At 71.7% G+C, this 20,279-nt stretch carries 17 protein-coding genes and 3 pseudogenes; 3 read left to right on the forward strand and 17 right to left on the reverse strand.

What is annotated here, in order from left to right:
• Positions 1–6 precede the first annotated feature (6 nt).
• Positions 7–1,314 (reverse strand): ISL3 family transposase, encoded by a 1,308-nt coding sequence (locus ACZLKG_RS12810; protein WP_463648948.1) that lies wholly within the window; start codon positions 1,312–1,314, stop codon positions 7–9.
• A gap of 273 nt (positions 1,315–1,587) precedes the next feature.
• On the opposite strand from ACZLKG_RS12810, the pseudogene ACZLKG_RS12815 reads away from it, so the two are divergent.
• Positions 1,588–1,758 (forward strand): annotated as a pseudogene (locus tag ACZLKG_RS12815) (IS3 family transposase); the annotation flags it as partial.
• A 194-nt stretch (positions 1,759–1,952) separates the two neighbouring features.
• On the opposite strand, the gene ACZLKG_RS12820 reads toward ACZLKG_RS12815, so the two are convergent.
• On the reverse strand, positions 1,953–3,170 hold the full coding sequence (locus tag ACZLKG_RS12820) for a hypothetical protein (RefSeq protein WP_463648949.1): 1,218 nt from the start codon (positions 3,168–3,170) through the stop codon (positions 1,953–1,955).
• Positions 3,171–3,411: 241 nt separating this feature from the next.
• Positions 3,412–4,187 (reverse strand): annotated as a pseudogene (locus tag ACZLKG_RS12825) (zinc-binding dehydrogenase); the annotation flags it as partial.
• On the opposite strand from ACZLKG_RS12825, the pseudogene ACZLKG_RS12830 reads away from it, so the two are divergent.
• A pseudogene (locus ACZLKG_RS12830) lies at positions 4,183–4,698 on the forward strand (ISL3 family transposase); the annotation flags it as partial. The pseudogenes ACZLKG_RS12825 and ACZLKG_RS12830 overlap by 5 nt on opposite strands.
• A 108-nt stretch (positions 4,699–4,806) precedes the next feature.
• Here ACZLKG_RS12830 and ACZLKG_RS12835 read toward each other — a convergent pair.
• From ACZLKG_RS12835 to ACZLKG_RS12895, 13 genes are all read right to left on the reverse strand, one after another.
• Positions 4,807–5,118, reverse strand: coding sequence for a thiamine-binding protein (locus ACZLKG_RS12835; protein WP_463648950.1), 312 nt, complete (start codon positions 5,116–5,118; stop codon positions 4,807–4,809).
• A 13-nt stretch (positions 5,119–5,131) separates the two neighbouring features.
• Positions 5,132–5,314 (reverse strand): thiamine-binding protein, encoded by a 183-nt coding sequence (locus ACZLKG_RS12840; RefSeq protein WP_425710182.1) that lies wholly within the window; start codon positions 5,312–5,314, stop codon positions 5,132–5,134.
• A gap of 112 nt (positions 5,315–5,426) precedes the next feature.
• Positions 5,427–6,599: an imidazolonepropionase gene (hutI, locus tag ACZLKG_RS12845; RefSeq protein ID WP_425710181.1), complete on the reverse strand. Its 1,173-nt coding sequence runs from the start codon at positions 6,597–6,599 to the stop codon at positions 5,427–5,429.
• A complete protein-coding gene (locus tag ACZLKG_RS12850) occupies positions 6,596–8,299 on the reverse strand; it encodes a urocanate hydratase (protein ID WP_425710180.1) in 1,704 nt (567 codons plus the stop codon). Before ACZLKG_RS12850 ends, hutI begins: the two co-directional genes overlap by 4 nt.
• Positions 8,300–8,349: 50 nt before the next feature.
• Entirely contained in the window at positions 8,350–9,609 is a 1,260-nt protein-coding gene (locus ACZLKG_RS12855) for a formimidoylglutamate deiminase (protein ID WP_425710179.1), read from the reverse strand.
• Positions 9,606–10,820, reverse strand: a complete 1,215-nt coding sequence (locus ACZLKG_RS12860; protein WP_425710178.1) for an allantoate amidohydrolase — start codon at positions 10,818–10,820, stop codon at positions 9,606–9,608. The genes ACZLKG_RS12855 and ACZLKG_RS12860 overlap by 4 nt, the downstream gene beginning before the upstream one ends.
• 77 nt (positions 10,821–10,897) lie before the next feature.
• Positions 10,898–11,926: an ABC transporter substrate-binding protein gene (locus ACZLKG_RS12865; RefSeq protein ID WP_463648951.1), complete on the reverse strand. Its 1,029-nt coding sequence runs from the start codon at positions 11,924–11,926 to the stop codon at positions 10,898–10,900.
• Between the two features lie 72 nt (positions 11,927–11,998).
• Complete coding sequence (locus tag ACZLKG_RS12870) at positions 11,999–12,742, reverse strand: IclR family transcriptional regulator (RefSeq protein WP_463648952.1); 744 nt, start codon at positions 12,740–12,742, stop codon at positions 11,999–12,001.
• A 146-nt stretch (positions 12,743–12,888) separates the two neighbouring features.
• The gene (locus tag ACZLKG_RS12875) at positions 12,889–14,235 is read right to left on the reverse strand and encodes an ABC transporter substrate-binding protein (RefSeq protein WP_463648953.1); all 1,347 of its coding nucleotides are present in this window, start codon (positions 14,233–14,235) and stop codon (positions 12,889–12,891) included.
• Between the two features lie 284 nt (positions 14,236–14,519).
• A complete protein-coding gene (locus tag ACZLKG_RS12880; protein ID WP_463648955.1) occupies positions 14,520–15,458 on the reverse strand; it encodes a carbohydrate ABC transporter permease in 939 nt (312 codons plus the stop codon).
• The gene (locus tag ACZLKG_RS12885; RefSeq protein ID WP_425710173.1) at positions 15,455–16,471 is read right to left on the reverse strand and encodes a carbohydrate ABC transporter permease; all 1,017 of its coding nucleotides are present in this window, start codon (positions 16,469–16,471) and stop codon (positions 15,455–15,457) included. Before ACZLKG_RS12885 ends, ACZLKG_RS12880 begins: the two co-directional genes overlap by 4 nt.
• On the reverse strand, positions 16,468–16,884 hold the full coding sequence (locus tag ACZLKG_RS12890) for a SprT-like domain-containing protein (protein ID WP_463648956.1): 417 nt from the start codon (positions 16,882–16,884) through the stop codon (positions 16,468–16,470). Before ACZLKG_RS12890 ends, ACZLKG_RS12885 begins: the two co-directional genes overlap by 4 nt.
• 43 nt (positions 16,885–16,927) lie before the next feature.
• The gene (locus ACZLKG_RS12895) at positions 16,928–17,293 is read right to left on the reverse strand and encodes an energy-coupling factor transporter transmembrane component T family protein (RefSeq protein ID WP_425710171.1); all 366 of its coding nucleotides are present in this window, start codon (positions 17,291–17,293) and stop codon (positions 16,928–16,930) included.
• A gap of 168 nt (positions 17,294–17,461) precedes the next feature.
• On the opposite strand from ACZLKG_RS12895, the gene ACZLKG_RS12900 reads away from it, so the two are divergent.
• Positions 17,462–18,865 (forward strand): NAD(P)-binding domain-containing protein, encoded by a 1,404-nt coding sequence (locus ACZLKG_RS12900; protein ID WP_425710170.1) that lies wholly within the window; start codon positions 17,462–17,464, stop codon positions 18,863–18,865.
• A 23-nt stretch (positions 18,866–18,888) separates the two neighbouring features.
• Here ACZLKG_RS12900 and ACZLKG_RS12905 read toward each other — a convergent pair whose 3' ends face one another.
• A complete protein-coding gene (locus tag ACZLKG_RS12905; RefSeq protein WP_463648959.1) occupies positions 18,889–20,088 on the reverse strand; it encodes a hypothetical protein in 1,200 nt (399 codons plus the stop codon).
• Positions 20,089–20,279 lie beyond the last annotated feature (191 nt).

Genomic DNA, 20,279 nt, shown 5'->3' on the forward strand with positions numbered 1-20,279 from the left:
GGCTCTTCACATTCGAGGGTGTAGTTGGGGTCGGAATCCGCCCGTCTCGAGTAGTGATCGGGCGATGTAGTTGGTCAGGTTGCGGAAGCCGAGGGCCGAGCCGCGCAGGTGCTCGAGCCTGCCGTTCATGGCCTCGGTGGGGCCGTTGGACGTGCCGGGCCGGTCGAAGTAGGCGAGCACGTCGGCGGCGCGGCGCTTCAGGGTCCTGCCCAGCTTGCGCAGCTCGGTCAGGGCGGCTGGCACGGTGGAGCTGACGGAGTCGATGAGCTGGGCCATGAGCTGGCGACCATGTGCGCGGTCGGGGACGCGGTAGGCGGCGATCATGCGCTGGTAGACGGCCCAGGCGGCCTCGACCGCTACGTGGGTGTCGCCGTCGAACAGGCCCTCCAGGCGCTGGGACTGCTTCTCGGTGAGCAGGTCGGCGCCGGTGTGCAGGGTCCGGCGGGCGGCGTAGAGCGGATCGCCCTTGCGGCCCCGGTGCCCGCAGGTGTCCTGCTGGACACGGCGCCGGCAGTCATCGAGCGCGTCGCCAGCGAGGCGGACCAGGTGAAAAGGATCCATGATGGCGACCGCGTCGGGCAGCTCTTCGGCGGCGGCGGTCTTGAACCCGGTGAAGCCGTCCATCGCGACGATCTCGACCCCGTCGCGCCAGTCCTGCGGCCGGCCCGCGAGCCACTGCTTGAAGGCGTGTTTCGAGCGGCCCTGGACCATGTCCAGCAGCCGGGACGGGCCGGTCCCCTCGCGAACAGCGGTGAGGTCGATGATCACGGTCACGAACCTGTCGCCGCGGCGGGTGTGGCGCCAGACATGCTCGTCGACACCGATGGCGCTGACGCCGTCGAACCGGGTCGGATCATCGATGAGGACGCGGCGTCCTTCGGTCAGGACCGCGGCGTTGGCGGTGTTCCACGAGACCCCCAGCCCCTCGGCGACACGAGCGACACTCAAGTGCTGGCACACGATCCCTTCCAGCGCCCACCGCAACCCGCGGCGGGAGAGCCGCGCGCGCGGCTCGGCCGCGGCGGTCGTGTCCTGACGCCACACGTGCCCGCAGCCCGTGCACCGGTACCGACGCACCCTCACCTCCAGCGTCGTGGGACGCCACCCCAGCGGCTCGTGAGCGAGCTCGCGCGTGACGGTGTCCCGCGCGACGCCCTCGCACCCGCACCGCCGGCACCAGCTGTCCGGTTCGACGACCCGGCAGGCCAGGACCGCCCGACCAGGCTCGATGCGCTGGCCGACGACCTCCAAGCCGAGCTCGTCCAGACGAGCGAACGTGGTCAGATCAGGGCGGGCGAAGGTAGCGTCAGGCACGTCGAGGTCTTCCCGGTGGGTGGCGTGAGAACCCCCATCATCGGAAGACCTCGACCCCTATCTGGACGCTGACACGCCGGCACCTCGCTCACCACCGCGCCAGGCCGTCTACACCCTCAATCCGGAAGAGCCCCGAAACCGGCCGGCGGGGTAGCGTCGGTCACGTCGAGGTCTTTCGGATGGATGGCGTAGGAACCTCCATCGTCGGGAGACCTCGACGTCTACCTGCGGACCGACGCGCCCGGCCGACCTACACCCTCATCTGGGAAGAGCCAGGAAAGCTTCCTGGATCGCAAGCACTGGCGGACCCGAGAAGAGCTCCGGACCGCCATCATCACCTGGATCGAGAGGACCTACCACCGACGCCGCCGACAGGCCCGCCTGAGCCGATTGACCCCCATCGAATACGAAACCATCATGAACCCGGCCGCCCTCGCGGCCTGACACCCCAACTGTCGCCTATCCGTGCGGCAGTCCCTTATCAGCGTTGCGGGTATGGCTATGGTGATCGCTTCTATGTCGTACCAAAAACGAAAGTAGTAGCTCGTTGAGGGATCCCTCAGCGGGAATTCATTCGGGCAGGGCTTACGTACGCCAAGAACTTGAGCCCCACCATCCGCCAACGACCTATTGGCTCCTCAGTGGTCCGGGCCTGCATCGGAGTCCTCTGCACGAGATGTGTCGTCGTTCTGCGCCGCGTCGTGGACCGCGCTGTCGTTGTTCTCTGCGCTGCGTGAGCGGCGCAGCGCCTCGCGCCGTGCGCGCTCCCGGTAGCTATAGGCGGCCTCGTGCACCGACTCTTCACTTTCGAAGCCAGACCCAATCGCACCCGCGATCGTCGCAGCGGCGGTCGCGAACAGGGTCACCAGTAGATACTCGCCCAGTCCGTATTCGTCTCCGGCGTACTGGCTGAACACCTCCGGAGTGAAAACGATCAGCGCGGCAGTCAGGTTCAGGACGAACAGCCCCGCATAGCCGCACGTCAGCCCAATAGCGAGGGTCAAGACAGTCGACGCGTTGAACAGCACCGTTCGCTCACGTTCCTGCGGCGGCAGATCTTTGGCTCGTTCCCAGAGGCGGTGATAGACGATGAGCCAAGTGATCATCGCCGTAATCGAGGCAACGACGACGGCGACCAGCTGCCACGCTGCCATGGTGAGTGCGAGTTCCCACAGCGTGGTGTTCAACAGATAGAACGCGCTGAACGCGAACGCTCCCACCAACGCCCCTCGGAGACCGGAGACCAGCCGCCACGGACGATTATCCCGGACCATTCCCACGAGCAGCCGCAGACGCCCGCGGTTCGCGAAGATACGGACGTCGACCCCGTCTTGGTCTGGGGTCGTCCGCTCGAAGGCGCCGCCCAGAGCCGGGACCCGTGACCGCCGATGCGCCTGGGACCCGTCCTTCGGAGTGGTCCCGCCGCGCATGTCCCCAATGAGCTGTGTCACCACCTCTGAAACTCGCCTTCGTAGGCTCATGGCCCCGAAGGCCGGCAGTGAAACCACCGCCACGTTCCGACTGTGGTCGGCGTCAGCGACGACGGGGCGCCGGTCGATCATCAGTGGGAGGTCGGTCACGCATACCGCGAGGTCCCAGCCATGTTCCCGCTTACGCTCGACTGCCAGGTCCATCATCTCGAACCGCTTCTCGTCACTGGGAGGCAACCTCTCTCGGTGCACCTCCACTCTCCAGTGACCGTCAGAGAGCTGCTCGGCGAGTAGGCCAGGCAGTTCCCGTTCGAGATGCTTCGCGACTGTCAGGGTGGTGGCGACCGGATCGGCCACCACCCCGACCACTATCTCCCCCGTCGGGCTTTGCGTCGCCCCGATGGGTTCACTCTTGTGAGTCATCAAAAGTCGACTCCTTCTGCGTTGTCAGTTCGCGTGCTCCTACCGGCTTCTCAGAGTCTCGATTCCTCACCCCAGAGTGCTTCAGCTGATTTCAGGCACCAGGGAAGCGACCCCGGTTCATGTCAGGCGAGAGCACACGTCGACCGGCGGCCTTGAAGTTCTCTTGCTGTCCCACTCCTCGAGTGGACACTCAAGCTTCCACGTCCCGCGTCAGTCTATAGGAGGAGGTGGGGTTGAGCACCACTTAGGTCCACCCGTCCTCGCGGGCGTCGAAGTGTGCGTAGAAGTCCGGGGCGGGAGATTGTGGGACACGATCCACGAGGGCGTGACCTTATCGGCGGCGATGAGATCGCGAAGGTGCCGGTTATAACGCTTGACCGGGGCCTGTCCACATCCCATCTGCTGGCCTTTGAACCAGAAATTGCCGAAGTCGAACCGCGCTTTCCCCTCCTGAGCAAGCTCATCTGGGGCTCCTGGAGCCTCCGGGATAAACACCCCGACGGTGCCGATTCCTCCTGTGAACCGCACGGAGGAGACCAGGGCATTCAAGGTCGCCGCGTTATCCTCATTGCCCTGGACATCGTGGGCCCGGTAGCCGACACACTCAGCCCCTCGGTCAGCCCCCACACCCTTGGTGTGCTCCATCACCTGTACGACAGGGTCACCCTTGGAGTCATCGATCTCGGTGGCCCCGATCTGTTCGGCCAGGCGCAGCCGATCAGGATGACGATCAACGACCATCACCTTCCGGGCTCCCTTGACGGTCGCCGAGAGAGCCGCCATCAGCCCCACCGGGCCGGCTCCATAGATGAGGACGCTCTCTCCGGGCGTGAGGCCTGACATCTCCACGGCGTGCCAACCTGTGGGGAAGACATCGGAGAGCATCACGTAGTCGTTCTACTTCTCACGGGCATCCTCGGGGAGCCGCAGGCGCTGGAAATCACCCCAGGGCACCCGCAGGTACTCAGCTTGACCTCCGACCCAGCCGCCCATATCGGCGAACCCATACGCCACCAGTGCTGTCGATGACGTCCGTCGGCGTATCCAGCAGCAGACACCCGGACATCGGGGTCGGGAGGGTGATCCGCTCTCCGGCATCCGCAACCTGCTGCGGGCCAGACGGGAACGCCCCACCGAGAGACAGCCGGCCCGTCTGCAGTTGGCGTTCGTCGCGCACGAGGATCACATCAGTGTCGAGGTCGCCTACCAACGCGCCCAAGACGTGCGTGACATGTTCCTCCGAGACTCTCTCGCCCGGGGGAAGCGGCTCGCCGCCCGGGTGATCGAGGCCTTGCCGACGTGCCCGATCCCGGAGATCGCCCGGCTGGGCAGGACGCTGCGGAAGTGGCAGAAGACGATCTTGGCGTACTTCGATACCGGTGGTGCCAGCAACGGTGGCACCGAGACCATCAACGGGATCATCGAACTTGGCCGCCGCATCGCCCGCGGGTTCCGCAACTTCGAGCACCATCGACTCCGCATGCTGCTCATCGCTGGAGGCCTGGATGCCTCACCCCACACTCAGCTCTGAAGAGCCGGAAAGGCGGGGGCCTCCTCGTCATGAGGGACGAGGAGGCCCATCGCATCGAGAGCACGTCCAGTTGAGGATCACCGTCTCGGACGGCTGCGGGCGCGGTTACTACTCATCCGACTCCGAGATCGCCTGTTCGAGCCGTTCGACCTTGGCGTCCAGCTCGCCCTCGTAGCCCGGACGAATGTCAGCCTTGATGACGAGAGAGACCCGCGAGCCGAATGGCTCAACGGCTTCTGTAGCACGCTTCAGCACGCCGAAGACCTCGTCCCAGGTACCTTCAACCTCGGTGAACATGCTCGACGTCCTATTGGGCAAACCGGAGTCGCGGACGACCTTCACTGCGGCAGCGACAGCATCGTGGACTGATCCATCTTCGCGGCCAGTTCCGGACGGGGCAACGGAGAATGCAAGCAACATGGCGGTTCCCTCCTCAGATTCCTGCGGGCCTGATGAAAGACCCATGTCCTAGATCGACGATCCTTGTGAACATGGCACTGGTCTCGTTGGGCAGACCCGAGTCGCGGACGATGCCGACGGCGCGTGCCACGGCCTCGCCGACGGAGCCGTCCGGGGCGTCGGACACCGTGGGAGCCACGGAGAAGGCGAAGAGCATGTCGGCCATGCTAGGAGGTGCCCTGAGGCGGTGCTGGAACGGCACAGGAGCAGGACCCGTGCCGCACCGGCGCCCGAGGGCTGCGCCGGACCGCTCAGCTCGCGCGGACCGCTCAGCCCGTCCGGACCCCTGCCCGCCAGACCGCGTGCGTCGCGGGCATGCCGGGGCGGTAGGCCAGGTGGATCGCCGCCGGGTGGGTGAGGACGTGCAGGTCGGCACGGTGCCCGACGGCGATCGAGCCGACCGGGCCGATCCCGTCCGGCCCCTCGCCGGTCTCGCGGCGCAGCGCCCGCGCTCCGCCCCACGTCGCCGCCCGCACCGCCTCCTCGATGGACAGCCCCATCTGCAGCACGGCGGTGCTCACGCAGAACGCCATCGACGAGGTGTAGCTCGTCCCCGGGTTGCAGTTCGAGGCGATGGCCAGCGTGGCTCCGGCGTCGAGGATCTCGCGCGCCGGTGCCAGCGGCATGCGGGTGGACAGGTCGCAGGCGGGCAGCACGGTCGCCACGGTGTCCGAGGAGCCGAGCGCCTCGAGGTCGTCGTCGTCGAGGAAGGCGCAGTGGTCGACGCTCGCCGCCCCGAGCTCGACCGCGAGCTGCACGCCGGGGCCGTGGCCGAGCTGGTTGCCGTGGACACGCAGGCCGAGACCTCGCTCCTGGCAGGCCTCGAGCACGCGCCGCGACTGCTCGGCGTCGAACGCCCCCGTCTCGCAGAAGACGTCGGCCCACCGCACGTGGGGCGCCACGGCGTCGAGCATGTCGCCGACGACGAGGTCGACGTAGTCCTCGGCCGCCCACCCCGACGGCACGAGGTGCGCGCCGAGGAAGGTGACCTCGTCCACGAGGGCGGAGGCCACCCGCGCCGACCGCTCCTCGTCGTCGACGGTGAGGCCGTAGCCGGTCTTCGTCTCGATCGTCGTGGTCCCGCCGGCCACCGCCTCGGCGACCCGGTGCGCGACCAGCGTGGCGAGGCGTTCGTCGTCGGCGGACCGGGTGGCGTCGGTCGTCACCTGGATGCCGCCCGCGGCGTAGCTCTCGCCGGCCATCCGGGCCTGGAACTCCGCCGAGCGGTCGCCGTCGAACACGAGGTGCGTGTGGGAGTCGACCCAGCCGGGTAGCGCGGCTCGGCCCCCGACGTCGGTGCTCCGGTCCGCAGCCGGCGCACCCGAGGCGGGCCCGACCCAGGCGAACCGGCCGTGCTCGACGACGACCGCCGCGTCCCGGATCGTGCCGAGCGCCGGATCGACGGTCGTCAGCTCGGAGATCCCGGTGATGAGCTCGCTCACGGGTGGTCCGCCATGGGGATGCGGACCCCGCGCTCCCGGGCGACGTCGGCGGCGCGCTCGTAGCCCGCGTCGACGTGCCGGATGACACCCATGCCGGGGTCGTTGGTCAGCAGCCGCTCGAGCTTCTCCGCGGCCAGCTCGGTCCCGTCGGCCACGCCGACCTGACCGGCGTGGATCGAGCGGCCGATGCCGACCCCGCCGCCGTGGTGGATGGACACCCAGGTGGCGCCGGAGCTCGTCGCCGTCAGCGCGTTGAGCAGCGGCCAGTCGGCGACGGCGTCCGAGCCGTCGAGCATGGACTCGGTCTCCCGGTAGGGGGAGGCGACCGAACCGGAGTCGAGGTGGTCGCGGCCGATGACGATGGGCGCGGACACCGCGCCCTCGGCGACGAGCCGGTTGAACAGCAGGCCGGCCTGCTGCCGCTCGCCGTACCCGAGCCAGCAGATCCGGGCCGGCAGCCCCTCGAACTCCACGTACTCGCCGGCGGCGTCGATCCAGCGGTGCAGGTGCTCGTTGTCGGGGAAGAGCTCCTTGATCGCGGCGTCGGTCACGGCGATGTCGGCCGGGTCCCCTGACAGCGCCACCCACCGGAACGGCCCGAGCCCCTCGCAGAACAGCGGGCGGATGTAGGCGGGCACGAAGCCCGGGAACTCGAAGGCCCGCTCGTACCCGGCCTTGCGCGCCTCGTCGCGGATCGAGTTGCCGTAGTCGAAGACCTCGGCGCCGGCGTCCTGGAACCCCACCATCGCCTCGACCTGCGCGGCCATCGACTCGCGTGACTTCTTGGTGAATCCGGCAGGGTCGGCCTCGGCCTCCGCGGTCCACGTCTCGACGTCGACCTCGCGCGGGAGGTAGCTCAGCGGGTCGTGCGCCGAGGTCTGGTCGGTGACGACATCGACCGTCAGCTCGCCGGCGACATGGCGGCGGAGGATCTCGGGGAACACGTCCGCGGCGTTCCCGACGAGGCCGACGGACAGGGCGCGGCGCTCCTCCTTGGCAGCGACCACCTTCGCGAGCGCGACGTCGAGGTCGGTCTCCACCTCGTCGAGGTACCGCTTCGCGCGGCGGCGCTCGAGGCGCGTGGTGTCGACGTCGACGATGAGCACCGCCCCTCCGTTGAGCGTGACGGACAGGGGCTGCGCGCCGCCCATGCCGCCGCAGCCGCCGGTGAGGGTGAGCGTGCCGGTGAGGGTGCCGCCGAAGCGCTTGTTCGCGACCGCCGCGAAGGTCTCGTACGTGCCCTGAAGGATGCCCTGGGTGGCGATGTAGATCCACGACCCCGCGGTCATCTGCCCGTACATCATCAGGCCCTCGGCCTCGAGCTCGCGGAACGTCTCCCAGTCCGCCCAGTCGCCCACGAGGTTGGAGTTGGCGAGCAGGACGCGCGGCGCCCACCGGTTGGTGCGGAAGATGCCGACGGGCTTGCCGGACTGGACGAGCAGCGTCTCGTCGTCGGCGAGGTCGGTCAGGGCGGCGACGATCGCGTCGTAGGCCTCCCAGGAGCGGGCCGCGCGGCCGGTGCCGCCGTAGACGACGAGGTCCTCGGGACGCTCGGCGACCTCCGGGTCGAGGTTGTTCATCAGCATTCGCAGCGGGGCCTCGGTCTGCCAGCTCCGCGCGGTCAGCTCGGTCCCGCGGGGGGCGCGGACCTGCCGGGAGGGGTCGTGCCGGGTGAACGCCGGCCGGTCGGTGGTGGTCACTGGTGGTCCTTTCGCGGAGCCGTGGGTGGCTGGTAGGTCGGGGTGGGCGGTCAGCCCTGGTCGTGCAGGTACGCCGTGAGGAGCTCGCCGGGGTCGCCAAGCGTGGTGTGGGCACCGTCGCGGGCGATCTCACGCCCCCCGACGACGACGCTCGCCACGTCGGCGGCGCTCGCCGTCAGGGGGAGCTGCTCGGGCAGGGAGCCCGCGGTGCGGGCGGTGGTCGTGCGGACGAGGACGTGGTCCTCGTCGTGGTTCCGGTGCCCGGTGCCCTCCCGACCCCGGTGGGAGCCCGCGCCGATCGGCAGTGCGAGGCTGCGGCGCCCCCCGTCGGTGGCGGCGGCCAGCAGCTCCGCGGGGGAGAAGCGGCCTCGGGAGACGGACGCGAGTCGCTCGCCGTGCTCGAGGGCGCGCATCTCGAGGAAGGGGTCGACGACGGCGTGCTGGTCCGAACCGAGCGCGAGGTGCGCCCCGGCGTCGGCCAGTGCCCGGGCGGGACCGATGCCGTCACCCAGGTCGGCCTCCGTCGTCGGGCACATGACGACCGTGGAGCCCGCGCCGCCCAGGAGCGCGATGTCGTCGTCGCTCAGGTGCGTGGCGTGCACGGCGGACAGGCGCGGGCCGAGCAGGCCGAGGGAGTCGAGCAGCCCGGTCGGGGTCAGGCCGTGGGCGGCGAGACAGTCTGCGTTCTCGGCGGGCTGCTCGGACAGGTGGATGTGCAGCGGGAGGTCGGGGTCCAGCCCGTCGGCGACGACGGCGAGCTCGTCCACGGGCACGGCGCGCACCGAGTGCACCGCGCCGCCGACGGTGACCAGGTCGTCGGACTCGTCGGCCAGGGCTCGTCGCAGGGCGTCCAGCCGGTCGAGCCAGCGGCGGGCGTCGCCGTCGCCGAACCGCGTCTGCTCCGGGGCGAGCGGCTGGCCGATGCCGCCGGCGAGGTAGAGCGTGTCCAGGAGGACGAGTCGGATGCCGACGGCCTGCGCGGCGCGGGCGAGGGCCCGCTCCATCGCGTGGTCGTCGTAGGGGGTGCCGTCCGGTGCGTGGTGGACATAGTGGAACTCCCCGACCGCGGTCCAGCCGGCAGCGGCCATCTCGGCGAACACGGCGGTGGCCAGGCGTTCGTAGCGCGTGGGGGTCAGGGCGGCCGCCGCGGCGTACATCTGCTCGCGCCAGGTCCAGAAGCTGCCCGATCCCGCGTGCGTCCGGCCGCGGAGCACGCGGTGGAAGGCGTGGCTGTGGGCGTTGACGGGACCGGGCAGGCGGACGAGGCCGGGGGCGACGACGGAAGCCTCGCCGGGGGCGGGGACGGTCACGCTCCCGGCTCCAGGCCGACCAGGACGTCGGCGAGGGCCAGGCCGCCGCGCTCGGCGTCGTCGTCGGAGGCGTGCTCCTGCGGAGCGTGCGAGATCCCGGACGGATTGCGCACGAACAGCATCCCGGACGGGACGTGCGCGGCCAGCACGCCCGCGTCGTGACCCGCGCCGGTCGCGAGCCGTGCCGCGCCCGGCAGGAGCCCCGCCAGCTCGCGCCCCAGGGCGGGGTCCAGGTCGACCGTCGCGCTGAGGGACTCCTCGACGACGTCGACGGTGCACCCCTCCTCGGCCGCCGCGGCGTGCGCGGCCGCTGAGATCGCGGCGACGACCTCGGCGGTGATGGCGTCGTCGGGGTGCCGCACGTCGAGCCACATGTCGACGCGCGACGCGATGACGTTCGTGCCGCCGGGTACCGGGACGACGCGACCGATCGTGGCGCGGGCGTCAGGGCGTGCGGCGGCTGCCTCGCGGGCGGCGAGCACGACGCGCGCCGCGGCGACCATGGGGTCGTGCCGGTCGGCCATGAGCGTGGTGCCCGCGTGGTTGCCCTGGCCGGCGATCGACAGCCGCCAGCGGCCGTGCCCGAGGATCGACGTCGCGACCGCGATCGCAGGTCCGAGCGGGTCGTCGCCCAGCCCGCGGCCCTGCTCGACGTGCAGCTCGACGAACGTGCCGATCCGGGCCAGCGCCTCCGGGTCGGGACCCAGGTGGTCCGGGTCGATGCCGGCGGCGGCGCTCGCCTCGGCGAAGGAGATCCCGTCGGCGTCGGTGAGTCCGCGCGCCCGGTCCGGCTCGATCGCCCCGGTGAGGAGCCGCGAGCCGAGGCAGGCCACGCCGAAACGGGAGCCTTCTTCCTCGGGAAACACGGCGACGGCGAGGCCCCGGCCCGGGGTGTGACCGCGTCGTCGCAGCTCGTCGATCGCCGCGAGCGCCGAGGCGACGCCGAGCGGCCCGTCGAACGCTCCCCCTCCGGGGACCGAGTCGAGGTGGGACCCGGTGACGATCGCCCCGTCCCGCGGCTCGCCCCACCACGCCCAGATGATCCCGTTGCGGTCCGTGCTCACGTCGAGCCCGCGCGCACTCGCCTCGCCGACGAACCATGACCGCAGGTCGCGCTCCGCGGTGGAGTAGACCGGTCGCGAGTAGCCGCCGCGGGACGGGTCACGACCGATCTCGGCGATGTCGCCGAGCAGGCGGGCCACGGACGTCATGGGATCTCCTTCGGTGGTGGGGCGGGGGCCGAGGTGCGGGTGCGGGCGATGCGGACCGGGGTGCGTCGGCCTGTCCGTCAGCGGGAGCTGCCGTAGAAGGCGTCCCAGTCGGGCGTGTCGGACATCGCGCCGTAGCTCACGGCGGCCTCGGCGAGCGCCTCGACGCCGTCCCTGTTGATCTCCGGCAGGAACTGCGGCATGGCGATCTCCGCCGCGACGTCCGGGTCCATGCCGGTGAACTCGACGATGGCGTCACGGGTGGCGTCCTCGTCCTCCATCGCCAGCTCGAACGCCTCGTGCATCGCGGCGACGAACCGCTCGACCAGGTCTGGGTCCTCCGCGGCGAGCTCGGTGGAGGCGAAGTAGAACGCCGAGTCGAAGTTCTCGGACATGTCGGTCATCGGGCTGGCGACGATGTGGCCGCCGTTCTGGAGGATCTCCGTGCGGAACGGTTCCGTGGTCCACGCGGCGTCGACGTCGCCGGCCTCCAGGGCCGCCGGCATGCTCGGGTAGGGCAGCTCGACGAACTCCACCGTGTCGGGATCGGCTCCCGCCGCCTCCATCGAGGCGCGGATCGTGATGTCGGCGAAGTTGTTGAGCGCGTTGACGGCGACGGTGCTGCCCTCGAGGTCCTCGATCGACTGCAGCGACTCGTCCAGCGACGCCACCTCGGTGACGTCGTTGCCGGGCTCGTTCGTCGACGTCGAGCCGTTGGACACGACCTCGATGCCGATCCCGGTGTCGTGCGCGATGAGCAGCGACGCCACGTTGGAGTAGCCGAACTGGAACTCGCCGGAGATGACGGCCGGGATGATGGCCGCGCCGCCCTGGGCGGCGACGAGCTCGACGTCGAGGCCGTGCTCCTCGAAGATGCCCTCCTCGACGGCCATGTTGAGGGGGACCACGTCGGCGATCGGGATCATGCCGACGGTGATCTGGTCGAGCTCGCCTTCGGAGCCGCCGTCGGCACCGCCGGACCCGTTCGATCCGGACTCGCCGCCGGTGTCGTCCGGGTCGTCCGACGAGCCGCAGGCCGACAGGAGGAGAGCGAGCGAGGCGACGCCGGCGACGCCGATGTGCCGGCGGGAGGCTGCTGTGGTGCGCATGTGATGGGTCCTTTGCTGGTCGATGGGGCGGGGGTGCGGTGGGCGAGCTGGTTGTCGGTGGAGGTGCGCCGGTCAGGCGTCCGGACCGGGGGGCGCGGAGGGAGGCGCGGGGGTTGCGTCGTCGGGCCCGGGGGTCTGGGAGGCGGGCCCGGGGGCCCGGCCGGAGGACAGGGTGGCGGAGAGCTCGCCGGTGGCGCTGACGAGCTGCCGGCCGGCACGGCGGACCGCTGCGTCGTCGAGGCGTGCGCTGGGCGCGACGATGCTCATCGACGCGATGGACCGGCCGCCGGCGCGCACGGGAGCGGCGATCGCGGTGACGTCGCCCTCCACGCCGGCGTCGACGACCGCGTATCCGCCGGTCAGGCCGCGGCCGGTGAGCGCACGGCCCGCGGCGCTCGTGGCCAGCGGGATCGTCTGCCCCACCCAGCCCGAGTACTGGAGCAGGTGCGGGCCGCGGACGGCGTCGAGGTACTGAGCGGTGCCGGACCTGCCGCGGACCGCGAGGTAGACGGACTCGCCGACCTGCTCACCGAGGCGCTCCATCGTGGGACGCGCGAGCGCGACGAGCGGATCGCCGGACAGGACGCGGGCAGCGAGCTCGATGGCCTTCGCGCCCGGTGCCCACAGCCCGTCGGCGGATCGGTACGCGAGCCCGGTCGACTCCAGCGTGCGCAGGTGGCGCAGCGCGGTGGAGACGGGCAGGTCGCAGGCCGACGCCGCGCCCGAGACGGTGGCGCGCGAGGAGCGGCACAGGTGCTCGTAGAGAGCGAGCACGCGCTCGGCGCTGCGCGCTCCGCCCGACGGTGCGACGCCCATGGCCCCTCCTCGCAGTGATGCCGCGTCGTCGCGGCGAGGTGCGGGTCACGCTACGAGCGAGCGCACCACTGCGTGAAGGAGCGTTTTCACCAGGTGGTGGGTGGCGGGGGGCCGGCGAGTGGAGCTGTGGTGGCCGCGCCGACGGGCTACTCGATGCCCATCTCCGCGTTGCCGTCCTCCTGCGCCTGGGCGAGCGCCTCCTCGACCGGGATGGCACCGAGGAACATGTCCTGGAAGATCGGCGTGATGACATTGGCGCCGGCGTTGATCTGCGCCCCGACCGGGGACGGCGCGGTCGGCTCCTGGGCGGCGTCGACGAAGACCGAAACGTCCACCCCCTGCTCGGACCAGTAGTCGATGTAGGACTGCTGGGCGTCGACGGCGCCGGGGAACGCCGCGCCGGTCTCACCGAGCGGCGCCTGCCCCTCGGCCGAGCCGATCCAGCGCAGCACCTCGGTGGTCGCCTCGAGGTTCTCGGACTCCGCGTTGCCGACCGCGGCGACGCCGTGCACCACGCCGATGCGCCCCTCGGGTCCGGCGACCATGGGCGCGAGGCCCCACTCGAACTCCGCGTTCTCCGCGACGTGCGGGAGCGAGTACGGGCCGGACTGGAACAGGCCGAGGTCGCCCTGGACGAACAGGTCGCGTGAGAAGTCGCCGTTGACGTTGGTGTCGGCCGCCGACGGCGCCACCTGGTGCGTGTTGACGAGGTCCACGAGGTACTGGAACGCCTCGACGCCCTCGGGGGAGTCGAACGCGAAGCCGTCGGTCTCGGGGTCCTGGAACTGCGCGCCGTTCTGCGCGAGGAAGTCGACGTAGATCGCCTGCAGGTCGGCCTGGCTGTTGAAGCCGTACGTCTCGCGGGCGTCGGCGTCGAAGCCGTCGTCCCCGGGGTGGCGGCCCTCGGCGTCGGTGGTCAGGGCGGTGGCGGCCTCGAGGAGGGTGTCACCGTCGGCGGCGTCCGGACGCCACTGGAGGTCGGCGACGTCGATGCCCGCCTCCTCGACGAGGTCCGCGTTGTAGAACAGGGCGATCGAGTCCCACAGCTGTGGCACCCCGTAGTTGACGCCGTCCCGCGTGTAGAGGTCGACGACGGACTGCTCCCACTCGTCGTGGTCCTCGCCGAGGGTCTCGTCGATGTCGAGCAGTGTCCCGTTGTCGGCGTAGGTGCCGAAGTTGGAGGTGTTCGTCCAGAAGATGTCCGCCATGTCGCCGGACTGGACGTCGAGCGGGAGCTGGGTCCAGTAGTCGCCCCACGGGATGACCTCGACCTCGACCGTGATGTCGGGGTGCTGCGCGGTGAACTCCTCGAAGGAGGTCTCGTACGCCTCGGCGGCGACCTCGTCCCACAGGCGGAACGTGACGGTCGTGCCGTCACCGTCGGTCCCGGACTCGCCGCCCGGGTCGTCGGCCGCGGGGGAGCACGCCGCCAGGGTCAGGGCCGTCGCCGCGAGCAGTGCGGCGGTGGTCAGCGGGCGGCGAGCACGGATCATCGGATCCTCCATCGGGTCTCCGGGCGCGGAAAGTTGAAGATTACATGAGTCGCGTGCTCGGCGTTCGGTCATCCGGTGGCCGGACAGCGGGCCGGCCCATGCCGCGCGCCGTGCGCATCGAGCTGGACCTTGCCGTGTGCGCTCCGCGCCGAGCTGGACCTGTGTCCGCCGAGCTGGACCTTGCTGAGGTCAGGTTCGACGGCGCAGGGTCCAGGTCGGCAGGAGTGGGCGGAGGCGGGCGAGAGCTGGCGCAGGTGGGCGCGAGTGCTCGACGGGACGCGACCTCAGCGGCTCGCGCCCACGCCGATCGCGCGCGTGATGTGCCGCTGGAAGATGAGGAACAGGACGATGAGCGGGGACATGGCCACGACCGCGGCGGCCATGACGAGCACGACGCGGTCGTCGTACTGGGTCTGCATCGCCGACGTCGCGGTGGTGAGCACGTGCCACTCCGGGCGCGGTGCGATGATCGAGGGCCACAGGAAGCTGTTCCACTGGGTGACCACGGTGATGAGCAGCAGCGTGACGACGATCGGCCGGTTCATCGGCAGCACCACCGACCACAGCCGCCGGAGCACGCCTGCGCCGTCCAGGGTGGCGGCGTCGAGGAGCTCGCGCGGCATGGAGCGGAAGTTCTGCCGCAGCAGGAAGACGGCGTAGGGCGAGCCGAGCACGAACGGGACGACGAGCCCGGCGAACGTGTTCTTGAGGTCGGCGAGCGTCATCATCGTGTAGAGCGGGATGATCGTCACGACCGCCGGCACCATGAGCGTGGCCAGGTAGCACCAGAAGAGCGTCTCGCGCCCCCGGAACTCCAGCGTGGCGAACGCGTACGCGGCCAGGATCGAGGCCACGAGCTGGCCGGCGACGAGGACCGCCACCATCTGCACCGTCACCGCGATCGGTACCCAGAAGTTCGCGCCGTCGCCGAACAGGGCGCGGAAGTTCTCCAGCGTCAGGGGGTCGGGCAGGGCGAGCGGGCTCTCGGTGGCGAACTGGCGGTTCGTCTTCAGCGCGGTCATCACCGGCAGCAGGAGCGGGGCGAGCGTGACCACCGCGCCCGCCAGGAGCAGCAGGTAGGTCAGCGCGTGGGCGGACCCGCGGCCGACCGACACCGGGCGGCGGCGCCTGCGGAGGCGGGGTGCGTCGTCGTCGGGGGCGTCCGTCGGCGGCGGTGGTGGGCCCGCCGCCGAGAGCTGGGTGTCCGGCTGGTTGGTGCTCATGACATGTCGTAGGTCGTGCGGGACGCGAAGTACCGCTGCTGGACGAGCGTGATCGCGACGAGGACGACGAACAGCACGACCGCCATCGCCGACGCGCTGCCGAGGTCGAGAGCGACGAACGCCTCCTGGTAGATCCGGGCGGCGATGACGTCGGTGCTGCCCGACGGGTAGCCGGGGCTGCCGCCCGTGAGCCCGTACACGAGGTCGTAGACCTGGAAGCTGGAGATGACGGTGGTGACGAGGACGAAGAACATCGTCGGTCGCAGCAGCGGGATCGTCATCGAGGTGAGCATCCGGAAGGGGCCGGCGCCGTCGAGCCGGGCCGCCTCGTAGATGCTCGGCGGGATCTGCTGGAGGCCCGCGAGGAAGAACAGCGAGACGTAGCCGATCGAGGACCATGCGGACACGAGCGCGACGGCGGGCAGCGCGAGCGTGGGGTCGCTCATCCACTCGACGCGCTGGCCGAGGATTGCGTTGATCGCCCCGTTGCTGGGGGCGAGCATCCACTGCCAGACGACGCCCAGCGCGAGCGGCGAGCACACCCACGGGAGCACGTAGATCACGCGCAGGATCCCGGAGCCGGGCAGGTGGCGGTTGAGCAGGACGGCGAGGAGGAGCCCGGCGCCGACCGTCAGCGGGATCGCCATGAGCACGTACCCGGCGGTGACGAGCAGGGCGCCGCGGAACTGGCGGTCGCCGGCGAGGTCGGTGTAGTTCGTCAGGCCCGCCCAGGTCGGATCCCCGAGCAGGTCGTAGTGCGTGAGGCTCATGCCGAGCACGAGGAGCACCGGCAGCCCGAGGAAGAGGATCAGCCCGACGAGCGAGGGTGCGAGCAGCGCGTAGGCCGCGGCGGTCTCGCGGCGTCGGCGGGCGCGGGCCGACGCCGGGACGCCCTCGCGACCGGAACCGCGGGGTGGTCCGGAGGGCGGTGGCGTGTCGCCGGGACCCGCCGGGGTGCCGGGTACCGCGGCGCCCGGCGGCGGTGGCGTGCCGGTCGGTGCCTCTCGCCTCATGCCGCACCCCGGACGTGGGTCCACTCGATGACGGCGCTCCGGCGCAGGGCGGGCGGGCACCGGCGGCACAGGTAGGTCGCGCGCGGGCGCTGGTAGCGCTGGTGGAGGTGGCCGGCCGGGCAGCGCCCGGACCACGGGGCGGGGACGCTCGGGCTGTCGGGAGCGGTCGTGCGGCGGGGGGAGCCCCCGATGCGCACGACGGCGGCACGCCACCGCGGGCCGTGACCGACCCGCGGTCCGACCAGGGCGTGGGCGATCTCGTGCAGGACGACGTCGCGCACCTCGTCCTCCGTGTAGAGCTCGACGAGGTGGCGGGACACGGTGATGCGGCGGTCGTGGAAGTGCGTCGCGCCGGCGCGACGGACGGCCCGGTCGAGCGCGACCGTCCACCCGCGCAGCCCGTGCTCGGCCACGAGGGATCGTGCAAGGCGCAGCGCGCCGGGTCCGTCCACGGTGCTACGCCCGGTTCCCGTCGCGGCCGGGGCAGGGGCCGGTGTCGGTGCCGGGGTCGGCGTTGCCGTCGGCGTCGGTGGTTCTGACGTCGGCGGCGTCGTCCCTGCTCGAGCGGGCGCGGATGCGGGCGGAGCGCCACGCGCTGAGGGCGGCCACGAGGACCACGGCGAGCATGAGCCACCGGACGGGACCGCGGGTGGTGGACGCGACGATGACGATGAGGACCGCGAACGCCAGCACCGACACCGTGGGGATCCGGTGCAGCGGGGAGCGCCCGAGACGGACGGGCTCGAAGGGCCGCGGACCGTCGTCGGAGGGGCGCCCGTGCCGGCGTGCGCCGTCGCGCTCCGGCGAGTCGTCCATGGTCACCGGGCCACGGTACGTTCCCGCGGCGTCGGGGGTCCCGCACCCGGCCGACGGCGTGTGGATCACCACGTGGCACGGCCGCCTGTGGGTACCGTGGCGGGCCGCACGTGGTGGCCGGGGGCGAGCGTGAGTGACCAGGTGGGCCCGGGTCCGGCCGGGTACCGTCGCGGCATGGACAGCGCGGCGACCGGCCCCGACCGCCGTGCGTCGCCCCGACGGACCCGAGAGGCTGCCGGGCACGACGACATCGATACCGACACCGACGCCGAGCTGCGCGACGACGGCGGCGAGCCCTGGGGCGAGTACGTCGAGACCCGACGACCGGTGCCGGGCCCGACCGGGTGGGTCCCGGTGCTCTCGCCCAGCGGTGACCCCGACGGCGAACGGCTCACCGTGCGCCCCCGCCGCCTGCCCGGGGACTCGACCGCCGCTCGGGCCGGCGACGCCCCCGTGGACCGGGGCGCGGGCGCACGTGAGGTGGATGTCGTCGTCGTCGGAGCCGGCCAGGCCGGACTCGCCACCGCATACCGGCTGCAGCGGCGCGGACTCGTCGGGTACGCGGGCGACCCGGTGGAGCAGACCGGGGCGACGCGGCACCGCGGGCACGTGCCGGACTTCGTCGTGCTCGACGCCGAGGACGGGCCCGGCGGCGCCTGGCGGCACAGGTGGCACACGCTGACGATGGCGACGGTCAACGGGATCCACGACCTGCCCGGCGCGGGGTTCCCGGAGCCGGACCCGGTCGAGCCCGCGTCCACCGCGCTGCCGAGGTACTTCACGACGTACGAGGACATGTTCGACCTGCCGGTGCTGCGGCCGGTCGTGGTCATGGCCGTCGAGCGCGCCGACGACGACCCGCGCGGTCGGCTCCTCGTCCACACCGACCAGGGGAGCTGGGCGGCGCGCGCCGTCGTCTCCGCGACCGGCACGTGGTCCCGACCGTTCTGGCCGACCGTCCCGGGCGTCGACCGGTTCCGCGGCCGGCAGCTCCACACCCACGACTACGCCGGCCCGGAGGAGCACGAGGGTGATCGCGTGGCGGTCGTCGGCGGCGGGATCTCCGGCGTAGGGCACGTGCTCGAGCTCTCGCACGCGGCGGAGGCGCTCTGGTACACCCGCACACCGCCGCGGTGGTCGACCGGACGGTTCGACCACGAGGCCGGGCGCGGCGTCGAGGAACGGGTGACCGCACGGGTCGAGCAGGGGCTGCGGCCGCTGCCGGTGGTCGCCGAGACCGGGCTGTTCCTCGGGCCGGCCACGAGACGCGCCATGGACGCCGGCGTCCTCGCCCGGCGTCCCATGTTCACGGAGATGACCGAGCACTCTGTGCGGGAGGCCGACGGCACGCTCACGCCGGTCGACACGATCCTCTGGGCCACCGGGTTCCGGCACGAGCTGCGGCACCTCAAGCCCATGCGGATCCGCACCCGCGACGGTGGGGTGCTCGTGCGCGGGACGGAGGTCGTCGACGAGCCGCGCCTGCACCTCGTGGGGTACGGCGCGGGCGCCTCGACGGTGGGGGCGACCCGGGCGGGGCGGCGCGCGGTGGCGGCGATCATCGACCTGCTGGGGTGAGGGCGGCTCACCGCCGCACCGCGTCACAGGTCGTCGACGTAGGGGCCGTGGGGGAGCGGGCGCTGATCGTCCGCGAGGTACGCCCACGCGCAGGGCCGGTAGCCGTTGGAGCTCGCGAGCGCCTCGGGCTGCGCGTCGTAGACCTGGTGCACGAGGATCCAGTTCGGCCGCCACAGGAAGTCGTGCCGGGAGACGTCGACCTCGAGCCACCAGTCCGGCCGTGGCTCGCCGAGCGGCGCGCTGCCGTCGACCGGTGCGGCGTGCAGCTCGACGTCGCCGACCGGCCACATGTCGTCGGTGGCGTACTGGAACTGCGGGCAGATCCCGCCCTCACCGCTCAGGCCGCCGGTGAGCACGGGCCACCCGGACTCCAACGTGACGTGGCGGGTGTGCACGATCGGGCCGTCGGTCGCGCAGTCGCCGGAGGTGTCGTCCTGGTAGCGCAGCGCCTCGGTCACGGCGAACGCCCCGTCGACCGCGGCGACCTCGTGCACGGTGTCCCCGCAGCGGGCGGTCCGCGCCACCGGGCTCTCGACCTGCACGGCAGCCTCGGCCTCCGGGTCCCACGTCCAGATGTACCAGGTCTCCTCCACGGCGTTACCGTCGACCACCTCGAGCACGGCGAGGGCGTCCTCGTGGCCGTCCCTGTCGACGTCCGCGAACTCGATCTGCTCGCCCACCGTGTAGATCCGCCCGTACTCGTCGCCCTCGACGGGGACGACGGATTCCCCCGTGAGCGCCTGCCGCCACGGGAGGGTCGACAGGTCGACGTCGCGGATGGTCGGGCCCGCCTCCTGGGCCTCCTCCCCGACCTCTTCCCCGACGACGCCGTAACCCCCGCCCGCGGCGCCGTCGGACAGGGTCTCGGCGCCGGTCTGGTCGGCGTCGACCTCCACGGCGTCGTCCGAGCCGGACTCGACGGGGGCGAGCTCGGGCGTCCCGTCCGCGGCGTCGTCGACCTCGACGTGGACCTCGTGCTCGGTCGTCCCCTCGTCGTCGGAGCCTCCGCAGGCGGTGAGAGCCAGGAGGAGCGCGATGAGCGCGGCGCCCGCCGCGGGGCGGGCGGGGGAGGTCTCGATCGGACCGGCCGCGGGTTGGCTGCCGTCGGGCCCGGTACTGGTGGGCCTGGTTCTCTCGGGCCCGGTGTCGGTGGGCCTGGTGTCGGCCGCGCGGGGGTCGTCGGCACGGTCGAGCGGCGGGCGTCGGTGAGCGGGAGCTGACATCGGCGCGGCCTTCCAGGTCCAGGTCCCCCTGCGTCGGCGCGTCCGTGCGCCTGCGACGATCCTGGCCGGACCGGACCGACGGCACAAGCCCCTGCCGCGACTGCGCAGTCGCGCCCCCCCCGACGCGTCGTCGGCAGGGCGCAGCGTGTGGTCGCGCGGGTCCGCGAGCTGGACCTTCGAGTGCCGAGGTG

The organism is Georgenia sp. Z2081 (assembly GCF_055326445.1).